This is a genomic window from Mesorhizobium newzealandense (genome assembly GCF_042682145.1).
In the GTDB taxonomy this organism is placed as follows: Bacteria; Pseudomonadota; Alphaproteobacteria; order Rhizobiales; family Rhizobiaceae; genus Mesorhizobium; species Mesorhizobium newzealandense.
Genome location: NZ_JBHUGZ010000030.1, coordinates 110,891 through 125,862, shown reverse-complemented (window position 1 = coordinate 125,862; position 14,972 = coordinate 110,891). Strand labels below are relative to the sequence as shown.

Here is a 14,972-nt window from a genome sequence, read left to right as displayed (position 1 = left end):
ATCTCAGGGATGGTTATCGGAATGCCACCAGCAACAAGATGTTGAAAGGATCAGATAACCTTACCGGGATTCATGATACCGGCCGGGTCGAAGGCAGCCTTCACCCTGCGCATCAGGTCGATCGCCACCGGCGGCGCGGTGGCGATCAGTTCGTCGCGCTTCAACTGGCCGATGCCGTGCTCGGCCGAGATCGACCCGTGCAGGCTGCGCACCACGTCGTGCACCGCCTTGTTCATGGTGTGATAGAGAGCGAGAAACGCCTCGTCGTCGCCGTCGACAGGCCGCGAGATGTTATAGTGGAGATTGCCGTCGCCCATATGGCCGAAGCAGACCACGCGGGCGCCGGCACTCACCGACGCCACGGCACCGGCGGCCTCATCGATGAAGCGCGGGATCATTGCCACCGGCACGGAAATGTCGTGCTTGATCGAGGCGCCCTCCGGTTTCTGCGCTTCGGGGAGCACCTCGCGGAAATTCCAGAAGGCGTCCCCTTGGTCAAGGCTTGCCGCGATGACGGCATCGCCGACGAATTCCTGTTCAAGGCCTGCCGAGAGCACGTCCTCGATCAACGCTCTCGAATCCTCCGATGAACGGCCGGACGAAATCTGCATCAGCACATACCACGGCCAATCCTCAATCAGCGGCCGCACCACTCCCTGGGCATGCGCCAGGGTGAAGTCGTATGGCCGCCTGCCGATCAGCTCGAAGGCGGTGAGTGCCGCTCCGGCGCGGTCCATTGCCAGGCTGAACAGGGAAAGCGCGGCCTCAGGCGATGACAGGCCGACGAACGCGACCTCGCGACCCTTCGGCTTCGGAAACAGCTTGAGCACGGCGGCGGTAATGACGCCGAGCGTGCCCTCGGCGCCGACGAACAGGTTCTTCAGGTCGTAGCCGGTGTTGTCCTTCTTCAGCTTGCGCAAATCGTCGAACACCTCGCCGGTCGGCAGCACAACTTCGACACCGAGGCAGAGTTCGCGCGCATTGCCATAGGCAAGCACGCCGGTGCCGCCTGCATTGGACGACAGATTGCCGCCGATCTGGCAGGAGCCTTGCGCGGCCAGCGACAGCGGAAACAGCCGGCCGGCGGCATCCGCCGCTTCCTGCAGCGTCTGCAGGATGACCCCGGCCTCGACCGTCACCGTGTTGGACAGGACATCGATCTCGCGGATGCGGTTCAGCCGCGACAGCGACAGCACGATCTCGCGGCCGGACCTGTCCGGCACCTGGGCGCCGACCAGCCCGGTGTTGCCGCTCTGCGGCACGATCGGCGTTCCCGTCCCGGTCGCCAGCCGCATGATCTGGCTGACCTCGTCAACGCTGCCCGGCCGCAGCACCAGCGATGTGGCGCCATGCCAGAGCCCGCGCCGCTCCGTAAGGTAAGGCGCGATATCCTGCTCGTCGCGCAATGCATATTTGTCGCCGACGATCGCTGCAAAGCGATCGATGAGAGCGGGGTCGAGTTTTTCTGAGATTTCGGTCATGTGGGAAAACTATGTTGCGGGCTGTGTGTTGTCACGAGGTGCGGCAGCACGCGAGAGCCGATCGTTGATCGCCTCGCCAAGCCCGTCGAACGGAACTGGCTCGACGGCGATCGTCCGCGCGCCGCTGCGATCGAGATCCTGCATATAGGCGAAAAGATTGCTCGCCGCTTCGCGCAGGTCAGCGGCTTCGGACAAGTTGAGGAAAGCGGCGGCGCGACGCCAGCCTTCGGCTCGCCGGCTGCCGAAGCCGAGCAAGGCTTCGCCCTCACCGACTGTCCCCGCATTGAGCCGCATTGCAGCACCCGGCGCATAGTGCGAGGCAAGCATGCCCGGCGCCTCGACGCCGGTGGCACCGCCACGCAAGAGCTTCATGCCGATAGCCGCCTCGATGTCTTCGGCGGCAATGCCGCCGGGCCGGAGCAGCCGCAATCTTTCCCCTTCGGCCTTGACGATGGTCGATTCCAGTCCGACCGGTGTCGCCCCCCCATCGACCACAAGTTTGATCCTGGCGCCGAGATCCCCCGCCACCGCCTGTGCTGTCGTCGCGCTGATCTTGCCGGATGAATTGGCGCTGGGCGCGGCAAGCGGGCGGCCGAGCCTGGCGATGAGATCGCCGCCAAAGCCCCTTGGCATGCGCGAGGCAATCGTATCAAGCCCGGCCGTGACCAGCGGATGGATGCCGTTGCCGGGCCGCTGCGGCAGCACCAGCGTCAGCGGCCCAGGCCAGAACGCCAGCGCCAGTTTCTTCGACAGCGGATCAAACAGTGCGATGCGTTCGGCCATCGCCATGTCGGCGACATGGGCGATCAGGGGGTTGAAGCGCGGCCGCCCCTTGGCTTCGAAAATGCGTGCCACACCGATGCCGTTGGTGGCGTCGCCGGCAAGCCCGTAGACGGTTTCCGTCGGGATGGCGACGACATCGCCGCCCCGGAGCAGCGCCAGCGCCCGCTCCAACGCCTCGCCGACGGCAAGTATTTCAGCCACTCTCGTCACCTCGCAGATGCCGGCTGCGTAGTACGATGGCGGCTGTTGGGCAAGTCGGCTGTTAGGCAAGTTGGGGCATTGGCGATTTATCAATCCCTAAAATGCTATGTTTCCGCGAAAGCCGGCATCAATTCCGGCCCGCTACTGGGCGGCTTCTGGGCAAGGGGGAGCGATCATCGTGTCTGTGCGTATCCTGCTGGGGACTGTTCTTGCGGTGGTGACCGGCGGGGCACAGGCGTCGTCGCTGGTTTTTCCCGGTGCGCCGTCCTCGACACCATCCATCATCAGGCTCGATGCCGCCAAACCGCTGAAGACCGCCGACACCGCCAAGGCCGTGCAATCGGTGGTAGGGCTCGGCGAAACACCGCCCGACGTCACCGATGAGAAGGTGGCAGCGATCCCGGACAAGCCCGAGGCCAGCCATGGCTTTGAGCAGAATCCCATGGTCATTCGCGGCGGCGTCGTCGGTCCCGCCTTCTCGGCGCCGACGCCAACCGCTGCACCTGCGAAAGCCGCCGCGCCGGCGACGGGCACCGCGCCTGCAACGGGCACCGCGCCGGCAACGGCCACTGCCTCCGCCGCCCCTGCAGGAGACGCCGGGACAAAATCGGCCTCTCCACCGAACGCGCCCGCGCAGTCAGCAGTTCAACACATGCCCGCGTCCGGCAAAGCCAAGTAGCCCGACGGCGCGGCTTGACTGCGATCTGGTGCCCGGCGCACCATTGCCGGGCGAATTCCGCTCCAGTTTGTCGTCGCCGCTGGAACGCCAGCGCCTGAAATGCGTCTAGCGGCTCTGGCAGACGGGATTTCATCGTTCAAAGGGGGTTGATCATGAGAACATTCAGAACTGTCACCGCGGCTGGACTTCTGCTGGCATCATTGCTTGGCCCCGGCGCGGCTCATGCCGATGACATGCTGGGATCCTATGTCGCGCGCATTTCCGATCGGGATCATCAAGCAAGTGACGGCTATGCGCTGGACAGCGCGGCGCAGATGGTGCGGCAGGATCGCGCCAACTGGCACAAATTCCACCGTCGCGACAGCGACGACGAGGGTGATGGCTGGTTCAGGACCAATGACCAGCGCGCCGATTTGCAACGCATGCTGCAGCGCTCCGGCGCGATGAGTTCCTCGACCAAGCGCGCCATCGTCAACGGCGAGCCGCTGATCCAGGTCGACGTCTACGAAAACAGCGTGCGCGTCAGCATTCTGGAAAACTGAGAAGACTAGCATCTGACAGAAAAGGGCGGCGCGCTAGCACCGCCCTGCCATCGATAGACCGAGCAGCGGAAAATCAGGCGGCTTCTTCCTTGTCGTCGTCTTCTTCGGATTCGTCTTCTTCGGATTTTTCGTCGTCGCCTTCAGCCTTCACGCTGTCGTCGGCGTCGTCTTCGTCCTCATCTTCATCGTCGTCGTCATCCGAGAGCGTGGCGGCTTCGGCGTCGTCCTTATCAGACTCTTCGCCGTCTTCATCGTCGCCATCTTCGTCGTCTTCCGACAGATCGGCCGCTTCGACCGTGGCGGCGGCAGCGGCATGGTCGAGGGCGGTTTCGGAAGCGGATTCAAGCGCCTCGGCGGGAGCCGGGGTTTCTTCTGTCACTTCGATTGCGTGATCAGAATTCATGGAAGCCTCCGTGGGTTGGGGAACATGTCCCTTTTGCCACGGAGAGATCATCGTCATATGACTGTAAGCCGGCGCGAACGGCTGGCGGCAAAGCGAATTTTCTTGGCCCTAGGGCCTGTTTTGTCTGAGCATGATCTCGTCCGAAAACCGGTGCCCGCTTTTCGCTGACGCGGACCTTCGGTTCGGGATCATGCTTCTCAGCCAGCGATCTTGGAGAAATCCGCGACCTGACCGGTGGCCGCGCGGATGCGGGCGAGCAGCGCCAGGCGGTTGGCGCGCACGGCCTGGTCCTCATCATTTACGAGAACATGCTCAAAGAATGAATCAACCGGTTCGCGCAACACGCTAAGCGCCAGCAGAGCGCCGGAAAAATCATCGTTTTGAATCGCTTCGCCGGCTTGCTTCTCAGCCTGATTCACCGCCGCAAACAGTGATTTCTCGGCGCCTTCCCGAAACAGCGCCGGCTCAACATGGTCAGCGACCGCCGTTTTCTTCTTCTCCTCGGCAGCCAGGATGTTGGCCGCACGCTTGGTGCCGGCGAGCAGGTTCCTGCCATCCTCCGTGTCGAGGAACGAACCAAGTGCCTCGACGCGGCGGACGATCTGCAAGAGGTCGTCGGACTGCGGTGTGATGACGGCGTCGATGAGATCGTGCCGGGCACCCTGGTCGCGCAGGTAGACCTTCAAGCGGTCGTGGAAGAAGGCGAGGATATCTGGGATCAACTCGGAAGCCGAGCGCTCATGGGTCAGTCCAGCCAGTTCAGAATGAAGGCCGACAAAACGCTCGTCGAGAAGATCGCTGGATGAGCCGACGCCTGTCGTGAATTCACCGCCGTCCTCAGCCTTCCACACTGCCGAAAAACGATTTCCCCCGCTGAACGTGAATCCGAAAAGTGCATTCGCCAACTGGTGTCGCAGAGAAAGGGACTTGGCGTTTTCGACCAATATCCTAACCACACCCAGCGCCGCCCGACGCAGCGCATAGGGATCTTTTGACCCTGTCGGCTTTTCGTCGATAGCCCAGAAACCGACCAGCATGTCGAGTTTGTCGGCAAGAGCGACAGCGACCGACACCGGATCGCTCGCCACGCGGTCGGAAGGGCCTTGCGGCTTGTAGTGTTCTTCAGTGGCGGCGGCGACAGATGGATGCTCACCCTGCAGCAGCGCGTATTTGCGGCCCATGGCGCCTTGCAGTTCTGGAAATTCGCCGACGACTTCGGTGGTGAGATCGGCCTTCGCCAGGACAGCGGCGCGGCGCGCCAGCGCGGGATCGGCGCCGACGATCGGCGCCAATTCCTCGGCGAGCCTGGCAATCCGCTCCACCCGTTCACCTTGCGTGCCGAGCTTGGCGTGGAAGGTGACGCCGAGATGATCGAGGCGGGCCATGCGCTGGTCGAGCGGCTTCTTCAGATCGAGCCCGAATTTTTCCGCCGATGCCTCGAGCTCACCGAGATCCGGCAAATCGCCCTGGTCGGTCGTCCAGAAATAGAGCGCGTCGGACAGGCGGGCACGCACCACCTTGCCGTTGCCGTGAGCGATCTCCTTGCCGCAATCCTTGGCCTCGATGTTCGCGGTGAGGATGAAGCGATTGGAAAGATATTCGGCAACACCCTGCGGCCGCGTCACAAAGCATTTCTGGTTGGCGCGGATGGTCAGCCGGATCACCTCGGCCGGAATGGCCAGGAAAGCCTGCTCGAACTCGCCCATCAGCACCACCGGCCACTCGACCAGGCCGGACACTTCCTCCAGCAGCCCGTCGTCCTCGACCAGATCGAGTCCATTGGCGAAGGCAAGATTGCGGGCATCGGCAAGGATGATTTCCTTGCGCCGGTCGGCGTCGAGCACGACCTTCGCCGCTTCCAGCTTGGAGACATAGTCGTCAAAGCGGCGCACCATGATGGCATCAGGCGCATGGAAGCGGTGGCCGTAGGTGATGTTGCCCGAGCGAATGCCGTCGATCTCGAAATCGACCACCACCGGCTCCTCGGTCTCCGGGCCGAATGTACACAGGATCGATTGCAGCGGCCGCACCCAGCGCAGCGAGCCGGGCTTGGCCGAGGCCGGCCCCCAGCGCATTGATTTTGGCCAGGGAAAGCTGCGGATGATGCCCGGCACCAGTTCGGCGATGATCTCTTCCGCCGCCCTGCCCGGCTTCGAAATGTGAGCGACATAAAAATCGCCCTTCTTCGGGTCGGAATGGACATGCGCCTCGGCGATCGACGAAAGCCCGGCTTTGCGCAGGAAACCCAGGACCGCCTGCTCAGGCGCGGTCGTCGAAGGCCCCTTGATCTCCTCGCTTACATCCTTCGAGCGCGCGTTGAGGCCACGGATGTCCAGCGCCAGCCGCCGCGGCGTCCAGTATTCGCGCGCCGCCTCATAGGTCAGCCCCGCCTCGACAAGACCGTCGGTCAGCATCTTCCTGAGATCACCCGCCGCCTTGCGCTGCATGCGGGCGGGAATCTCTTCCGAGCGAAGTTCTAGAAGCAGGTCAGGCATGGATGGGGCTCACGCGGCAAAATGGTCCGCGCGGGGCATAGCAACTCGGCTGGCCGCTGTCACCCTTTCCGCGCGGCGATCGCCGACTTCGACTGATTTCTGGAAATTCTGGCGGCCCAGTCGGGACGAGGCGATCCCGCCCGTCCTTGGATCAAAGATTTCCATGAACCGAATGCTGCGCTGAAGCGACCCACGCTCAGGCAGGGAACTATTGGCTGAACGACCATGAAAACGGCATCAAGACTACTGCAGATCCTCGCGCTCAGCGCCTGCTTCACCGCGCAGGCCCACGGCGCCTTCTCGATGCCGGGCGTTCGGCAGGCATTGCGCACGATCGACGGTGCCAGCGGTCAGAACGCACTGCCGATCAACGCTTCCCTCGACATGACGAAGCGTGCCTGAACTCAGGCCGCCAGTCCGCCGGCCTGCGTCTTCAAAAACGCCTCGCCGCAGGATTTCGCCAGATTGCGCACCCGCAAGATGTAGCTCTGCCGCTCGGTGACCGAAATCACGCCGCGCGCGTCGAGCAGATTGAAGACATGGCTGGCCTTGATGCACTGGTCGTAGGCCGGGAAAACCATGCGGTGCATCGGCAGATTGTCGTTCGACGCCGGCGCACCGGCATCGAGCAGCGCCTTGCACTCGGCCTCGGCGTCCTCGAAGTGGCGCAGCAGCATCGCCGTGTTGGCGTATTCGAAATTGTGGCGCGAATATTCCTGCTCGGCCTGCAGGAAGACATCGCCGTAGGTGACCTTGTCGGCGCCTTCGCGGCCGTTGAAGTTGAGGTCGTAGACATTGTCGACGCCCTGCACATACATGGCCAGCCGCTCGAGCCCGTAGGTCAGTTCGCCCGCCACCGGCGCGCATTCGATGCCGCAGACCTGCTGGAAGTAGGTGAACTGCGACACTTCCATGCCGTCGCACCAGCATTCCCAGCCAAGGCCCCAGGCGCCCAGCGTCGGGCTTTCCCAGTCGTCCTCGACGAAGCGGATATCGTGCAGCAACGGATCGACGCCGATCGCCGCCAGCGAGCCGAGGTAGAGCTCCTGCAGGTTCGGCGGGTTCGGCTTCAGGATCACCTGATACTGGTAATAATGCTGCAGCCGGTTCGGGTTCTCGCCGTAGCGGCCATCCTTGGGGCGGCGCGAAGGCTGGACGTAGGCGGCGTTCCAGCGTTTTGGCCCGAGTGCGCGCAACGTCGTTGCCGGGTGAAAGGTGCCGGCGCCGACCTCCATGTCGTAGGGCTGCAGGATGACGCAACCATAGTCCGCCCAGTAGTTGTGCAAGGTCAGGATCAGCCCCTGGAACGAGCGGCTGGGATGCATATGGGCGGGGATTTCAATCGTCGGGATTTCATTCGTCACGGGGGCCTCGACAGCAAAGGCTAGCTTGCCGGCACGTCCTAGAGACCCGCCGGCGAAGCGTCAAGCAAGGCGCGCCGACGCGGACCGCCGCGACCGTGCCGAAGATGTTGAATGCATTGCAGGTGGCTGGCCCATTGCCGCCTAAGAGAGCTTGGGATCAGTTCCATGCCTCGTCCGTGTCAAACAACAGGCTCAGCCATGCCCCGCCCGATCATCATCCGCCCGATCACGCGCCAGGATTTCGACCAGTGGCTGCCACTGTGGGACGGCTACAACGCATTTTATGGCCGCTCGGGCGAGACGGCTCTGCCAGGCGAGATCACCGCCATGACATGGTCGCGTTTTTTCGACGCCTATGAGCCGATGCATGCGCTGGTTGCCGAAAGGGAGGGACAGCTTATCGGGCTCGTGCACTACCTCTTCCACCGCAGCACCACGGCGATCGCGCCGAATTGCTATCTGCAGGATCTTTTCACCACGCAGGCCTCGCGTGGCAAAGGCATCGGCCAGGCGCTGATAGAGGGCGTCTACCAGCGTGCCCAATCTGCCGGTTCGGGCCGGGTGTACTGGCTGACGCATGAGACCAATCACACGGCGATGAAGCTTTACGACAAGGTCGGCGAACGCTCCGGCTTCGTCGTCTATCGGAAGCTGTTCTGAGGCTGTTCCAGCGCATTGGCGCGTGTTTAGTTTTGGACGAATGGACGTCCAAACGAAAACGGGGCTCCGAAAGAGCCCCGTTTGCATTCAAAAAAACCGATTTCACCCCTTCGGGGCAGGCACCGGCTCGGGCTTGACCTTCGGGGTTTCCTGCGCCGTGTTGGATTCGATCGGCGGCAAGCCCTTCATCAGCTTCTGCTGCAAGGTGGCCAGCACATCGGGATCCGGCTTCAGGTCGCGCGCCTGGTTCCACTGGAAGGTGGCTTCCAGTTTGCGGCCGACCCGCCAGTAGGCATCGCCGAGATGGTCGTTGAGAACCGGATCCTCCGGCTTCAGCGACACGGCGCGTTCCATTTCGCGCACCGCGTCGTCGAACCTGCCGAGGCGGAAATAGGCCCAGCCCAGCGAATCGACGATGTAACCGTCGCTCGGCCTGAGATCGACGGCCTTCTGGATCATCGCCAGGCCTTCCTTGAGGTTCGTGTTCATGTCGACCCAGGAATAGCCGAGGTAGTTCAACACCTGCGGCTGGTCGGGGAACAGGTCCAGCGCCTTGCGGAAGTTCGGCTCGGCCTTCGGCCATTCCTTCAGCCGCTCATAGGCGATGCCGCGCTGGTAGAAGATGTTCCAGTTGGCCGCCGTCGGCGTCTTCAGCACCGTGACCGCCTTGTCGTAGAGATTGGCCGCGGAGCGGAAATCATCCTTCGAGGAATAGACACCACCGAGTGCCAGATAGGCGCGCATGTCGTCGGGATGCGCATCGACAAACGCCTTCAGATGGGTGATCGCCTCGTCCTGGCGATTGAGATCGGCAAGGTTGAGGCCGAGTTGCAGGTCCGAAAGTTCCTTCAGCGGCGAAGAGTCGGGGATGCGCCGATAGAGCGCGATGGCGCCCTCGCCGTCCTTCAACTGCTCGGACACCGCGGCGAGTTGCACGAGGGCGGCGTCGCTGTCGGGCTTCAGGGCCAGGGCATACTGCAGATAGAGGCGAACGAACGGCTCGCCGCCACCGCGATTGAGCGCCGTGGCGAGATCAAGCAGGATTTCCGACGCACCGTCCGACGGACCGGCAGCAAAAGGCGCCATCTTGTCGCCCTTGCTGATCTTGTCGCGCAAGGCGACGATTTCCAGCTTGCCGGGCGAAAACGCCTCGGCCTGATCGAGCACCGACAGCGCCTTGGCCTTGTCGCCCTTGCGGGCCAGGAACGACGCGTAGGCCTGGGCGTTGCGCATCCAGGTTTCGGGAGCCGCACCACCAGCCGCCGTATCCTGCATCGTCGCGGCGTAGATCGCCTCGGCCTTTTCAGGCATGCCAGACGCGTCGGCGATCAGCGCGCGATGAAAGGATTTGAACAGGCCGAACCAATCCGGGCCCTGGAGCTTGTCGACGGAAGCCATCGCATCGCTGGGCTGGCCGGCGCCTTGTTCGGCCCAGCCGGACATGACCCCGGAGATCAGCCGGTCGAGGTCCGATTCCAGTGAGAGCTTCAGCCAATACTGTGCCTTGGTAAAATCCTTCTTGTGGAAGGAATCGACCGCCAGCGCCAGGCGCGAGAAGCGCTCGACATCGGGAACTTCCTTGAGCTTGTCGGCATAGACCAGGGATTCGTCGAAGCGCCCTTGAGCGATCAGCGACAGCATCAGGCTCTGCTGCAGGCCGGTGTCGCTCGGATCGAAGGCCAATGCCTGCTTGTAATAGGCGATGGCATTGTCGAGGTCGTTGTCGCCTTCGGCGATGCGGGCGGCCAGATAGGCTCCCGAGAACGACGTGATCTTGACCGGTTCGGTGGTTTGCTTGGCATAGGCCGGCAAGGCCGAGATCGCCATGCCCGTCACAATTGCCAGCCTTGTCAGCCAGCGCGCACGTCCTTGCTGCATCGTATCCCTTTCAGCCAGGCGTCATCTCCGCGTAAGCGGGATAGACGTAGACTCGATCTTTCCGGGCAAAGCATGGCCTTTTTGGGGTCGCGCTTCAATCCGCCTCGAATTCACAATCCGGGCACCCGATTAACAAACCATGGCGACAAGGGACAGTTTTCCGGTTTCGCGTTCCGGCCATGGCCCTGCGCGGAGCCCACCATATCACAGAGTCGACCGCGAGACTCCGTCGCCGATATCAGTGCTTGCCCGGCAAGGCAGGCCGTTGCACCTGCGTGTCACGATAGCCGCCGGCCGCAACCGTGCTGCACAGCCCGTTCCACTCGCAGCCGCCGCAGGCCTTTCGCACAAGGCCGGCCGAAAATGCCTGCCGCATCCGTGCCAGGATTGCCGCATCGAGATCGGGGCGGTCACCAGCCCGGATTGGCCGCGCCAGCAGCTCCGCCATATCCTGCGCCGCCAGTTGGTCCCGCTCGGCGGCGCTCTCGCGCAGGCAGTGAGGTTCCGGCTCGTCGAGCAATGGGGCGCAGACATCGTCCGGGCCGGAAACGAGGAGGATGTCCTCGCCCCGGCTCAGACGCTCCGCGATCCCGTCGTAATTAGCGGTGAAGGCGGGGCTGTATCCCTTGCCCACATAGGTGAGCAGGCAAAGGAGGTGATGGGCGCGCAGCCTGATCGTCACGGATTGCCCGGTTTCGCCTTGCCGCCGGGAACAGCCATCAGCGTCGCGGCACCGAGCGCCGATTTCAGCAATCCGCCGACGATGAACGGCAGGAAGCCCAAGGTGATGGCCTTTTCGGCGCCGATCATGATGGCGAGCCATGCTGTTCCGAGCACCAGACAGGCAAGGTTGCCGAGCAGCATGGCGGCGAAGGCGAGCACCACCCTGTTGCCGTTCCAGCCGCGTTCAGCCAGCCAGCCGACGAGCGCGCCGACAATCGGGAAGGCAAAGAGATAGCCGCCCGTCGGCCCGACGAAATGCTGCACGCCGGCTGCCCCTCCAGCCAGAACCGGAAAGCCGACCGCGCCCTCGACCAGCCAGGCGGCGATGGTGATGGCGCCAAGCCGCCAGCCATAGAGCGCGCCGATCAATGTCACGACGAAAGTCTGCATGGTCACAGGAACCGGCACCATCGGCACCTCGATGTAGGACGACAGCGCCAGGAACAGTGTGCCGAGCACAACGGCTCCGACCTGCCAGCCGAGAGAGCGACCCTGAAGGCGGAGCGGGCTGAACGACGGGTTGTGGGACGAGAATGCGACGTCTGTCATTGGAATTCCTTCGCTCCAAAAATTATAGATAATTTCTGATTTCGATCTATTATCGAATCCACAATTCCGGTGAGATAGCAAGTCCTCCCTCTGCAGAGACCGTCCAAAGCGCGTCGCGACGTGCTTTGGACGTTGTTTTTTGTCGTTGTTCCAAAAACCGGCGCCACTTTTTGGGTGGCATGCATCAGCCGACGATGGCAAAGGCTTCTCGCGTCGTCCCGGAGGCGGTCCTGACCGGCTTGCGGCCGATCCATTGGACATGCCGCCCCAGTGTCGCGGCTGCCGATTCGGTATTTCCCTGCCGCAAGGCGGCCAATATCGCGCGGTGGTCCTGATCGGTGCGTTTTTCCCACTCCGAGCGCCATGCCGCGAACAGGAAGCGGGCACTCGCCGCGTGCAGATCGTCGATGGTGGCGAGCAGGCGCGGCATGCCGCATGGCGCCAGGATCAGCCGGTGGAAGGCGCGGTTGGCTTCTTCCCATGACCTGACATCGCGGGACTTGTCGCCGGCCTTGGTCGCCTCCTCTGCCAGTTGGAGAATGGCTGATGTCAGGTGCGGGGCGGCATGGCGCAGCGCCAGCACTTCAAGTGCCGCCCGCATTTCGGCGACCTCCTTGACCTCACCCAGATCGAAAGACGCGACACGCACGCCACGGCGCGGCTCACCGACGGCCAGCCCTTGCGCCTCGAGGCGGCGGAAGGCCTCGCGCACCGGCACATGGCTGGTTTGGAATTCCTCGGCGATGTGATCCTGCCGAAGCCGAGCCCCGGGCTCGATCGCGCCCGAGATGATGCGGTCCGCCAGTACCTTGCTGATGCGGACGGCGATGGTGTCGTCTGTGCCCTTTGCCATGTTTTATAGATAATTTGCGGCGGGGCAGCTTGTCGAGACGGCAAGACCGGGATTCGCGACCTTCCTCCGGCCAGAGGGAGCCGGCGAAACGCCAGCCGCTCAGTTCACCCGGCTGATGCAGAAATCGATGACGTCGATCAGCGCCGATTTCTGCGGCGTCGCTTCCAGCGGCGCCAGCGCATCGCGGGCGATCTCGCCGAAATGGCGCGCGCGCCCGATCGTGTCGGCAATGGCGCCGTGGCGGGTCATCAGACCGATCGCCTTTTCCAGGCCGGCGTCATCGGTGACATTGTCCTCGATGGCGCGCTTCCAGAAGGTGCGCTCCGCCTTGGTGCCGCGCCTGTAGGCGAGAATGACCGGCAAGGTCACCTTGCCCTCGCGGAAATCGTCGCCGACATTCTTGCCCAGATCCTTGCTGGTGCCGCCATAGTCCAGCGCATCGTCGATCAGCTGGAAGGCAAGGCCGAGATTCATGCCGTAGGAGCGCAGTGCTGCACGGTCATTGCGGGTCGCCTGGGCAATCACCGGGCCGACCTCGGCAGCGGCCGAAAACAGCGCCGCGGTCTTGGCCTTGATGACGGCGAAATGCTCGTCCTCGGTGGTTTCGAGGTTCTTGGCGGCGGCGAGCTGCATCACCTCGCCCTCGGCGATGATCGAGGCCGCACTCGACAGGATGTCGAGCGCTTCCAGCGAACCGACATCGACCATCATGCGGAAGGCCTGACCGAGCAGGAAATCGCCGACCAGCACGCTCGCCTGGTTGCCCCAGATCATGCGGGCGGTTTTCTTGCCGCGCCGCATGCCGCTCTCGTCGACGACATCGTCGTGGAGAAGCGTCGCCGTATGCATGAATTCGACGGCCGTGGCGAGCTTGACATGGCCTTCGCCGGCATAGCCGAACATTTGCGCGGCGGCGAGCGTCAGCATCGGCCGCAGCCGCTTGCCGCCGGACGAGATCAGATGGTTGGCAACCTCCGGGATCATCTCGACGTCGGAACCGGCCTTGGACAGGATCAATTCGTTGACGCGTCCCATATCGGCCGCCGTCAGGTCGATCAAATCCTTGATGGATGCGGGTTCCCGCTTCCCGTTTTCGATGTTGAGAACGACACCCACGACAATCACTCCCGTCTTGGTATAACGCGTGCGACGGCACCCTTGGTCCCTGCATGGACTCTAGGGCGGCAGACACGGCCACGGCAAGTGGCGAATTGGCGCGGCGGCGATGACAGCCTGTCAACCCTGCCGAAAGGGAGGTCGGCTTTGGCCAGGAAATCCGCCTGCCCGTTTACATATGCGCCGCAAACTGAGAGTTTCGCCCGATGATAGAGCTCATTCGCACCAACGACGCCGTCATCATCTCCTTTGTCGAATCGCTGATGCGCGATGCCGGCATCGGCTGCTTCGTCGCCGACCAGAACATGAGCGTGCTCGACGGCTCGCTCGGCATCCTGCCGCGACGCGTCATGGTCGACGCGGACAAGGCCGACGCGGCACGGCGCATCCTGACGGATGCCGGCATCGCCAACGAAATCCGCGGAAAATAATGCCCGCCGCACCGGCCACCCTTGCCCCGGACACGCCGGCCCACACGGTCGATGCTTTCCATCGCGGCCGGTTCTGGCTCGTGCAGCCCAAGCAGGGAGGGCATCGCGCCGGCATGGATGCAATGCTACTGGCGGCGTCCGTGCCATCCTCTTTTGGCGGACGTCTCGCCGATTTCGGAGCCGGCGCCGGGGCCGCCGCGCTGGCGGTGCTGTCGCGCTGCCCGGCGGCCGTGGCGGTGCTTGTCGAACGCGCGCCGGAAATGGCAGCCTTCGCGGCGGCCACCCTTACCCACCCCGGCAATGCCCATCTCAGCGATCGTGCCTCCGTGCTGGTCGCTGATGTCACCCTATCGGGCCGGGCTCGGGCGGCGGCCGGCCTCGCCGACAATGACTTCGACTTCGTCATCATGAACCCGCCTTTCAACGCCGCACGGGACCGCGCCACGCCAGATCGCCTGAGAAAGCAAGCGCATGTCATGGAGGACGGGCTGTTCGAGAGCTGGATCCGCAGCGCGGCTGCGGTGGTCAGGCCGCGCGGCGGGCTCGCCGTGATCGCCCGGCCGGATCAGTTCGGCTCCATTCTCGATGCGCTCGCCGGGCGCTTCGGCGACGCCGAGATGCTCGCCGTCCACCCACGCCCCGACGCGGCGGCGATCCGCATCGTGGTGCGGGCAGCGCTCGGGGCGCGGGGGAAACTCGCCATCCGCCCTCCCCTGATGCTTCACGCGCAATCGGGCCACGGTCCTGATGAACGCAGCGAAATGATCACCAACGGCCTGGCCTCGTTGTTCGGAGACTGAGCTATTCTGCCCCG

Annotated in this window: 16 protein-coding genes; 6 read left to right on the top strand and 10 right to left on the bottom strand. The window is 63.6% G+C overall.

What is annotated here, in order from left to right:
- Window positions 1-50: 50 nt before the first annotated feature.
- Together ACFSOZ_RS34685 and ACFSOZ_RS34680 are read right to left on the bottom strand one after the other, a co-directional pair.
- Window positions 51-1,481, bottom strand: a complete 1,431-nt coding sequence (locus ACFSOZ_RS34685; protein ID WP_379105687.1) for an FAD-binding oxidoreductase — start codon at window positions 1,479-1,481, stop codon at window positions 51-53.
- 9 nt (window positions 1,482-1,490) lie between these two features.
- On the bottom strand, window positions 1,491-2,465 hold the full coding sequence (locus ACFSOZ_RS34680) for an L-threonylcarbamoyladenylate synthase (RefSeq protein WP_379105685.1): 975 nt from the start codon (window positions 2,463-2,465) through the stop codon (window positions 1,491-1,493).
- 178 nt (window positions 2,466-2,643) lie between these two features.
- Here ACFSOZ_RS34680 and ACFSOZ_RS34675 point away from each other — a divergent pair, with 178 nt between their 5' ends.
- Complete coding sequence (locus ACFSOZ_RS34675; RefSeq protein ID WP_379105683.1) at window positions 2,644-3,144, top strand: hypothetical protein; 501 nt, start codon at window positions 2,644-2,646, stop codon at window positions 3,142-3,144.
- Between the two features lie 152 nt (window positions 3,145-3,296).
- A complete protein-coding gene (locus tag ACFSOZ_RS34670) occupies window positions 3,297-3,686 on the top strand; it encodes a hypothetical protein (protein ID WP_379105681.1) in 390 nt (129 codons plus the stop codon).
- 73 nt (window positions 3,687-3,759) lie between these two features.
- On the opposite strand, the gene ACFSOZ_RS34665 is transcribed toward ACFSOZ_RS34670, so the two are convergent.
- Both ACFSOZ_RS34665 and glyS read right to left on the bottom strand, forming a co-directional pair.
- Window positions 3,760-4,089 (bottom strand): ATPase, encoded by a 330-nt coding sequence (locus tag ACFSOZ_RS34665; RefSeq protein ID WP_379105679.1) that lies wholly within the window; start codon window positions 4,087-4,089, stop codon window positions 3,760-3,762.
- Window positions 4,090-4,286: 197 nt separating this feature from the next.
- Entirely contained in the window at window positions 4,287-6,584 is a 2,298-nt protein-coding gene (gene glyS / locus ACFSOZ_RS34660; RefSeq protein WP_379105677.1) for a glycine--tRNA ligase subunit beta, read from the bottom strand.
- Window positions 6,585-6,809: 225 nt separating this feature from the next.
- Between glyS and ACFSOZ_RS34655 the strand changes: the two genes are divergently transcribed.
- Window positions 6,810-6,986: a hypothetical protein gene (locus tag ACFSOZ_RS34655; protein WP_379105675.1), complete on the top strand. Its 177-nt coding sequence runs from the start codon at window positions 6,810-6,812 to the stop codon at window positions 6,984-6,986.
- 2 nt (window positions 6,987-6,988) lie between these two features.
- On the opposite strand, the gene ACFSOZ_RS34650 is transcribed toward ACFSOZ_RS34655, so the two are convergent.
- Complete coding sequence (locus ACFSOZ_RS34650) at window positions 6,989-7,909, bottom strand: glycine--tRNA ligase subunit alpha (protein WP_379106615.1); 921 nt, start codon at window positions 7,907-7,909, stop codon at window positions 6,989-6,991.
- Window positions 7,910-8,146: 237 nt separating this feature from the next.
- Between ACFSOZ_RS34650 and ACFSOZ_RS34645 the strand changes: the two genes are divergently transcribed.
- The gene (locus tag ACFSOZ_RS34645) at window positions 8,147-8,608 is read left to right on the top strand and encodes a GNAT family N-acetyltransferase (protein ID WP_379105673.1); all 462 of its coding nucleotides are present in this window, start codon (window positions 8,147-8,149) and stop codon (window positions 8,606-8,608) included.
- A gap of 102 nt (window positions 8,609-8,710) precedes the next feature.
- Here ACFSOZ_RS34645 and ACFSOZ_RS34640 read toward each other — a convergent pair whose 3' ends face one another.
- From ACFSOZ_RS34640 to ACFSOZ_RS34620, 5 genes are all read right to left on the bottom strand, one after another.
- On the bottom strand, window positions 8,711-10,486 hold the full coding sequence (locus tag ACFSOZ_RS34640; RefSeq protein ID WP_379105670.1) for a tetratricopeptide repeat protein: 1,776 nt from the start codon (window positions 10,484-10,486) through the stop codon (window positions 8,711-8,713).
- Between the two features lie 238 nt (window positions 10,487-10,724).
- Window positions 10,725-11,168: a DUF1284 domain-containing protein gene (locus ACFSOZ_RS34635; RefSeq protein ID WP_379105668.1), complete on the bottom strand. Its 444-nt coding sequence runs from the start codon at window positions 11,166-11,168 to the stop codon at window positions 10,725-10,727.
- Window positions 11,165-11,758 (bottom strand): biotin transporter BioY, encoded by a 594-nt coding sequence (locus ACFSOZ_RS34630; protein ID WP_379105666.1) that lies wholly within the window; start codon window positions 11,756-11,758, stop codon window positions 11,165-11,167. Before ACFSOZ_RS34630 ends, ACFSOZ_RS34635 begins: the two co-directional genes overlap by 4 nt.
- A 184-nt stretch (window positions 11,759-11,942) precedes the next feature.
- Window positions 11,943-12,611 carry a GntR family transcriptional regulator gene (locus tag ACFSOZ_RS34625; RefSeq protein ID WP_379105664.1) on the bottom strand — a complete coding sequence of 223 codons (669 nt, stop codon included), beginning with the start codon at window positions 12,609-12,611 and terminating at the stop codon, window positions 11,943-11,945.
- A gap of 99 nt (window positions 12,612-12,710) precedes the next feature.
- Entirely contained in the window at window positions 12,711-13,727 is a 1,017-nt protein-coding gene (locus ACFSOZ_RS34620) for a polyprenyl synthetase family protein (RefSeq protein ID WP_379105662.1), read from the bottom strand.
- A 206-nt stretch (window positions 13,728-13,933) separates the two neighbouring features.
- On the opposite strand from ACFSOZ_RS34620, the gene ACFSOZ_RS34615 reads away from it, so the two are divergent.
- Both ACFSOZ_RS34615 and ACFSOZ_RS34610 read left to right on the top strand, forming a co-directional pair.
- Window positions 13,934-14,158 (top strand): putative signal transducing protein, encoded by a 225-nt coding sequence (locus ACFSOZ_RS34615; protein ID WP_023759075.1) that lies wholly within the window; start codon window positions 13,934-13,936, stop codon window positions 14,156-14,158.
- Window positions 14,158-14,958: a tRNA1(Val) (adenine(37)-N6)-methyltransferase gene (locus tag ACFSOZ_RS34610; protein ID WP_379105660.1), complete on the top strand. Its 801-nt coding sequence runs from the start codon at window positions 14,158-14,160 to the stop codon at window positions 14,956-14,958. Before ACFSOZ_RS34615 ends, ACFSOZ_RS34610 begins: the two co-directional genes overlap by 1 nt.
- The last annotated feature ends 14 nt before the right edge of the window (window positions 14,959-14,972 follow it).

Excerpts from the sequence above, each read along its gene's own strand:
- ACFSOZ_RS34640 (WP_379105670.1), bottom strand. The coding sequence starts at position 10,486 with ATGCAGCAAGGACGTGCGCGCTGGCTGACAAGGCTGGCAATTGTGACG.
- ACFSOZ_RS34650 (WP_379106615.1), bottom strand. The coding sequence starts at position 7,909 with ATGCATCCCAGCCGCTCGTTCCAGGGGCTGATCCTGACCTTGCACAAC.
- glyS (WP_379105677.1), bottom strand. The coding sequence starts at position 6,584 with ATGCCTGACCTGCTTCTAGAACTTCGCTCGGAAGAGATTCCCGCCCGC.
- ACFSOZ_RS34615 (WP_023759075.1), top strand. The coding sequence starts at position 13,934 with ATGATAGAGCTCATTCGCACCAACGACGCCGTCATCATCTCCTTTGTC.
- ACFSOZ_RS34645 (WP_379105673.1), top strand. The coding sequence starts at position 8,147 with ATGCCCCGCCCGATCATCATCCGCCCGATCACGCGCCAGGATTTCGAC.
- ACFSOZ_RS34685 (WP_379105687.1), bottom strand. The coding sequence starts at position 1,481 with ATGACCGAAATCTCAGAAAAACTCGACCCCGCTCTCATCGATCGCTTT.
- ACFSOZ_RS34630 (WP_379105666.1), bottom strand. The coding sequence starts at position 11,758 with ATGACAGACGTCGCATTCTCGTCCCACAACCCGTCGTTCAGCCCGCTC.
- ACFSOZ_RS34670 (WP_379105681.1), top strand. The coding sequence starts at position 3,297 with ATGAGAACATTCAGAACTGTCACCGCGGCTGGACTTCTGCTGGCATCA.
- ACFSOZ_RS34655 (WP_379105675.1), top strand. The coding sequence starts at position 6,810 with ATGAAAACGGCATCAAGACTACTGCAGATCCTCGCGCTCAGCGCCTGC.
- ACFSOZ_RS34625 (WP_379105664.1), bottom strand. The coding sequence starts at position 12,611 with ATGGCAAAGGGCACAGACGACACCATCGCCGTCCGCATCAGCAAGGTA.
- ACFSOZ_RS34665 (WP_379105679.1), bottom strand. The coding sequence starts at position 4,089 with ATGAATTCTGATCACGCAATCGAAGTGACAGAAGAAACCCCGGCTCCC.
- ACFSOZ_RS34610 (WP_379105660.1), top strand. The coding sequence starts at position 14,158 with ATGCCCGCCGCACCGGCCACCCTTGCCCCGGACACGCCGGCCCACACG.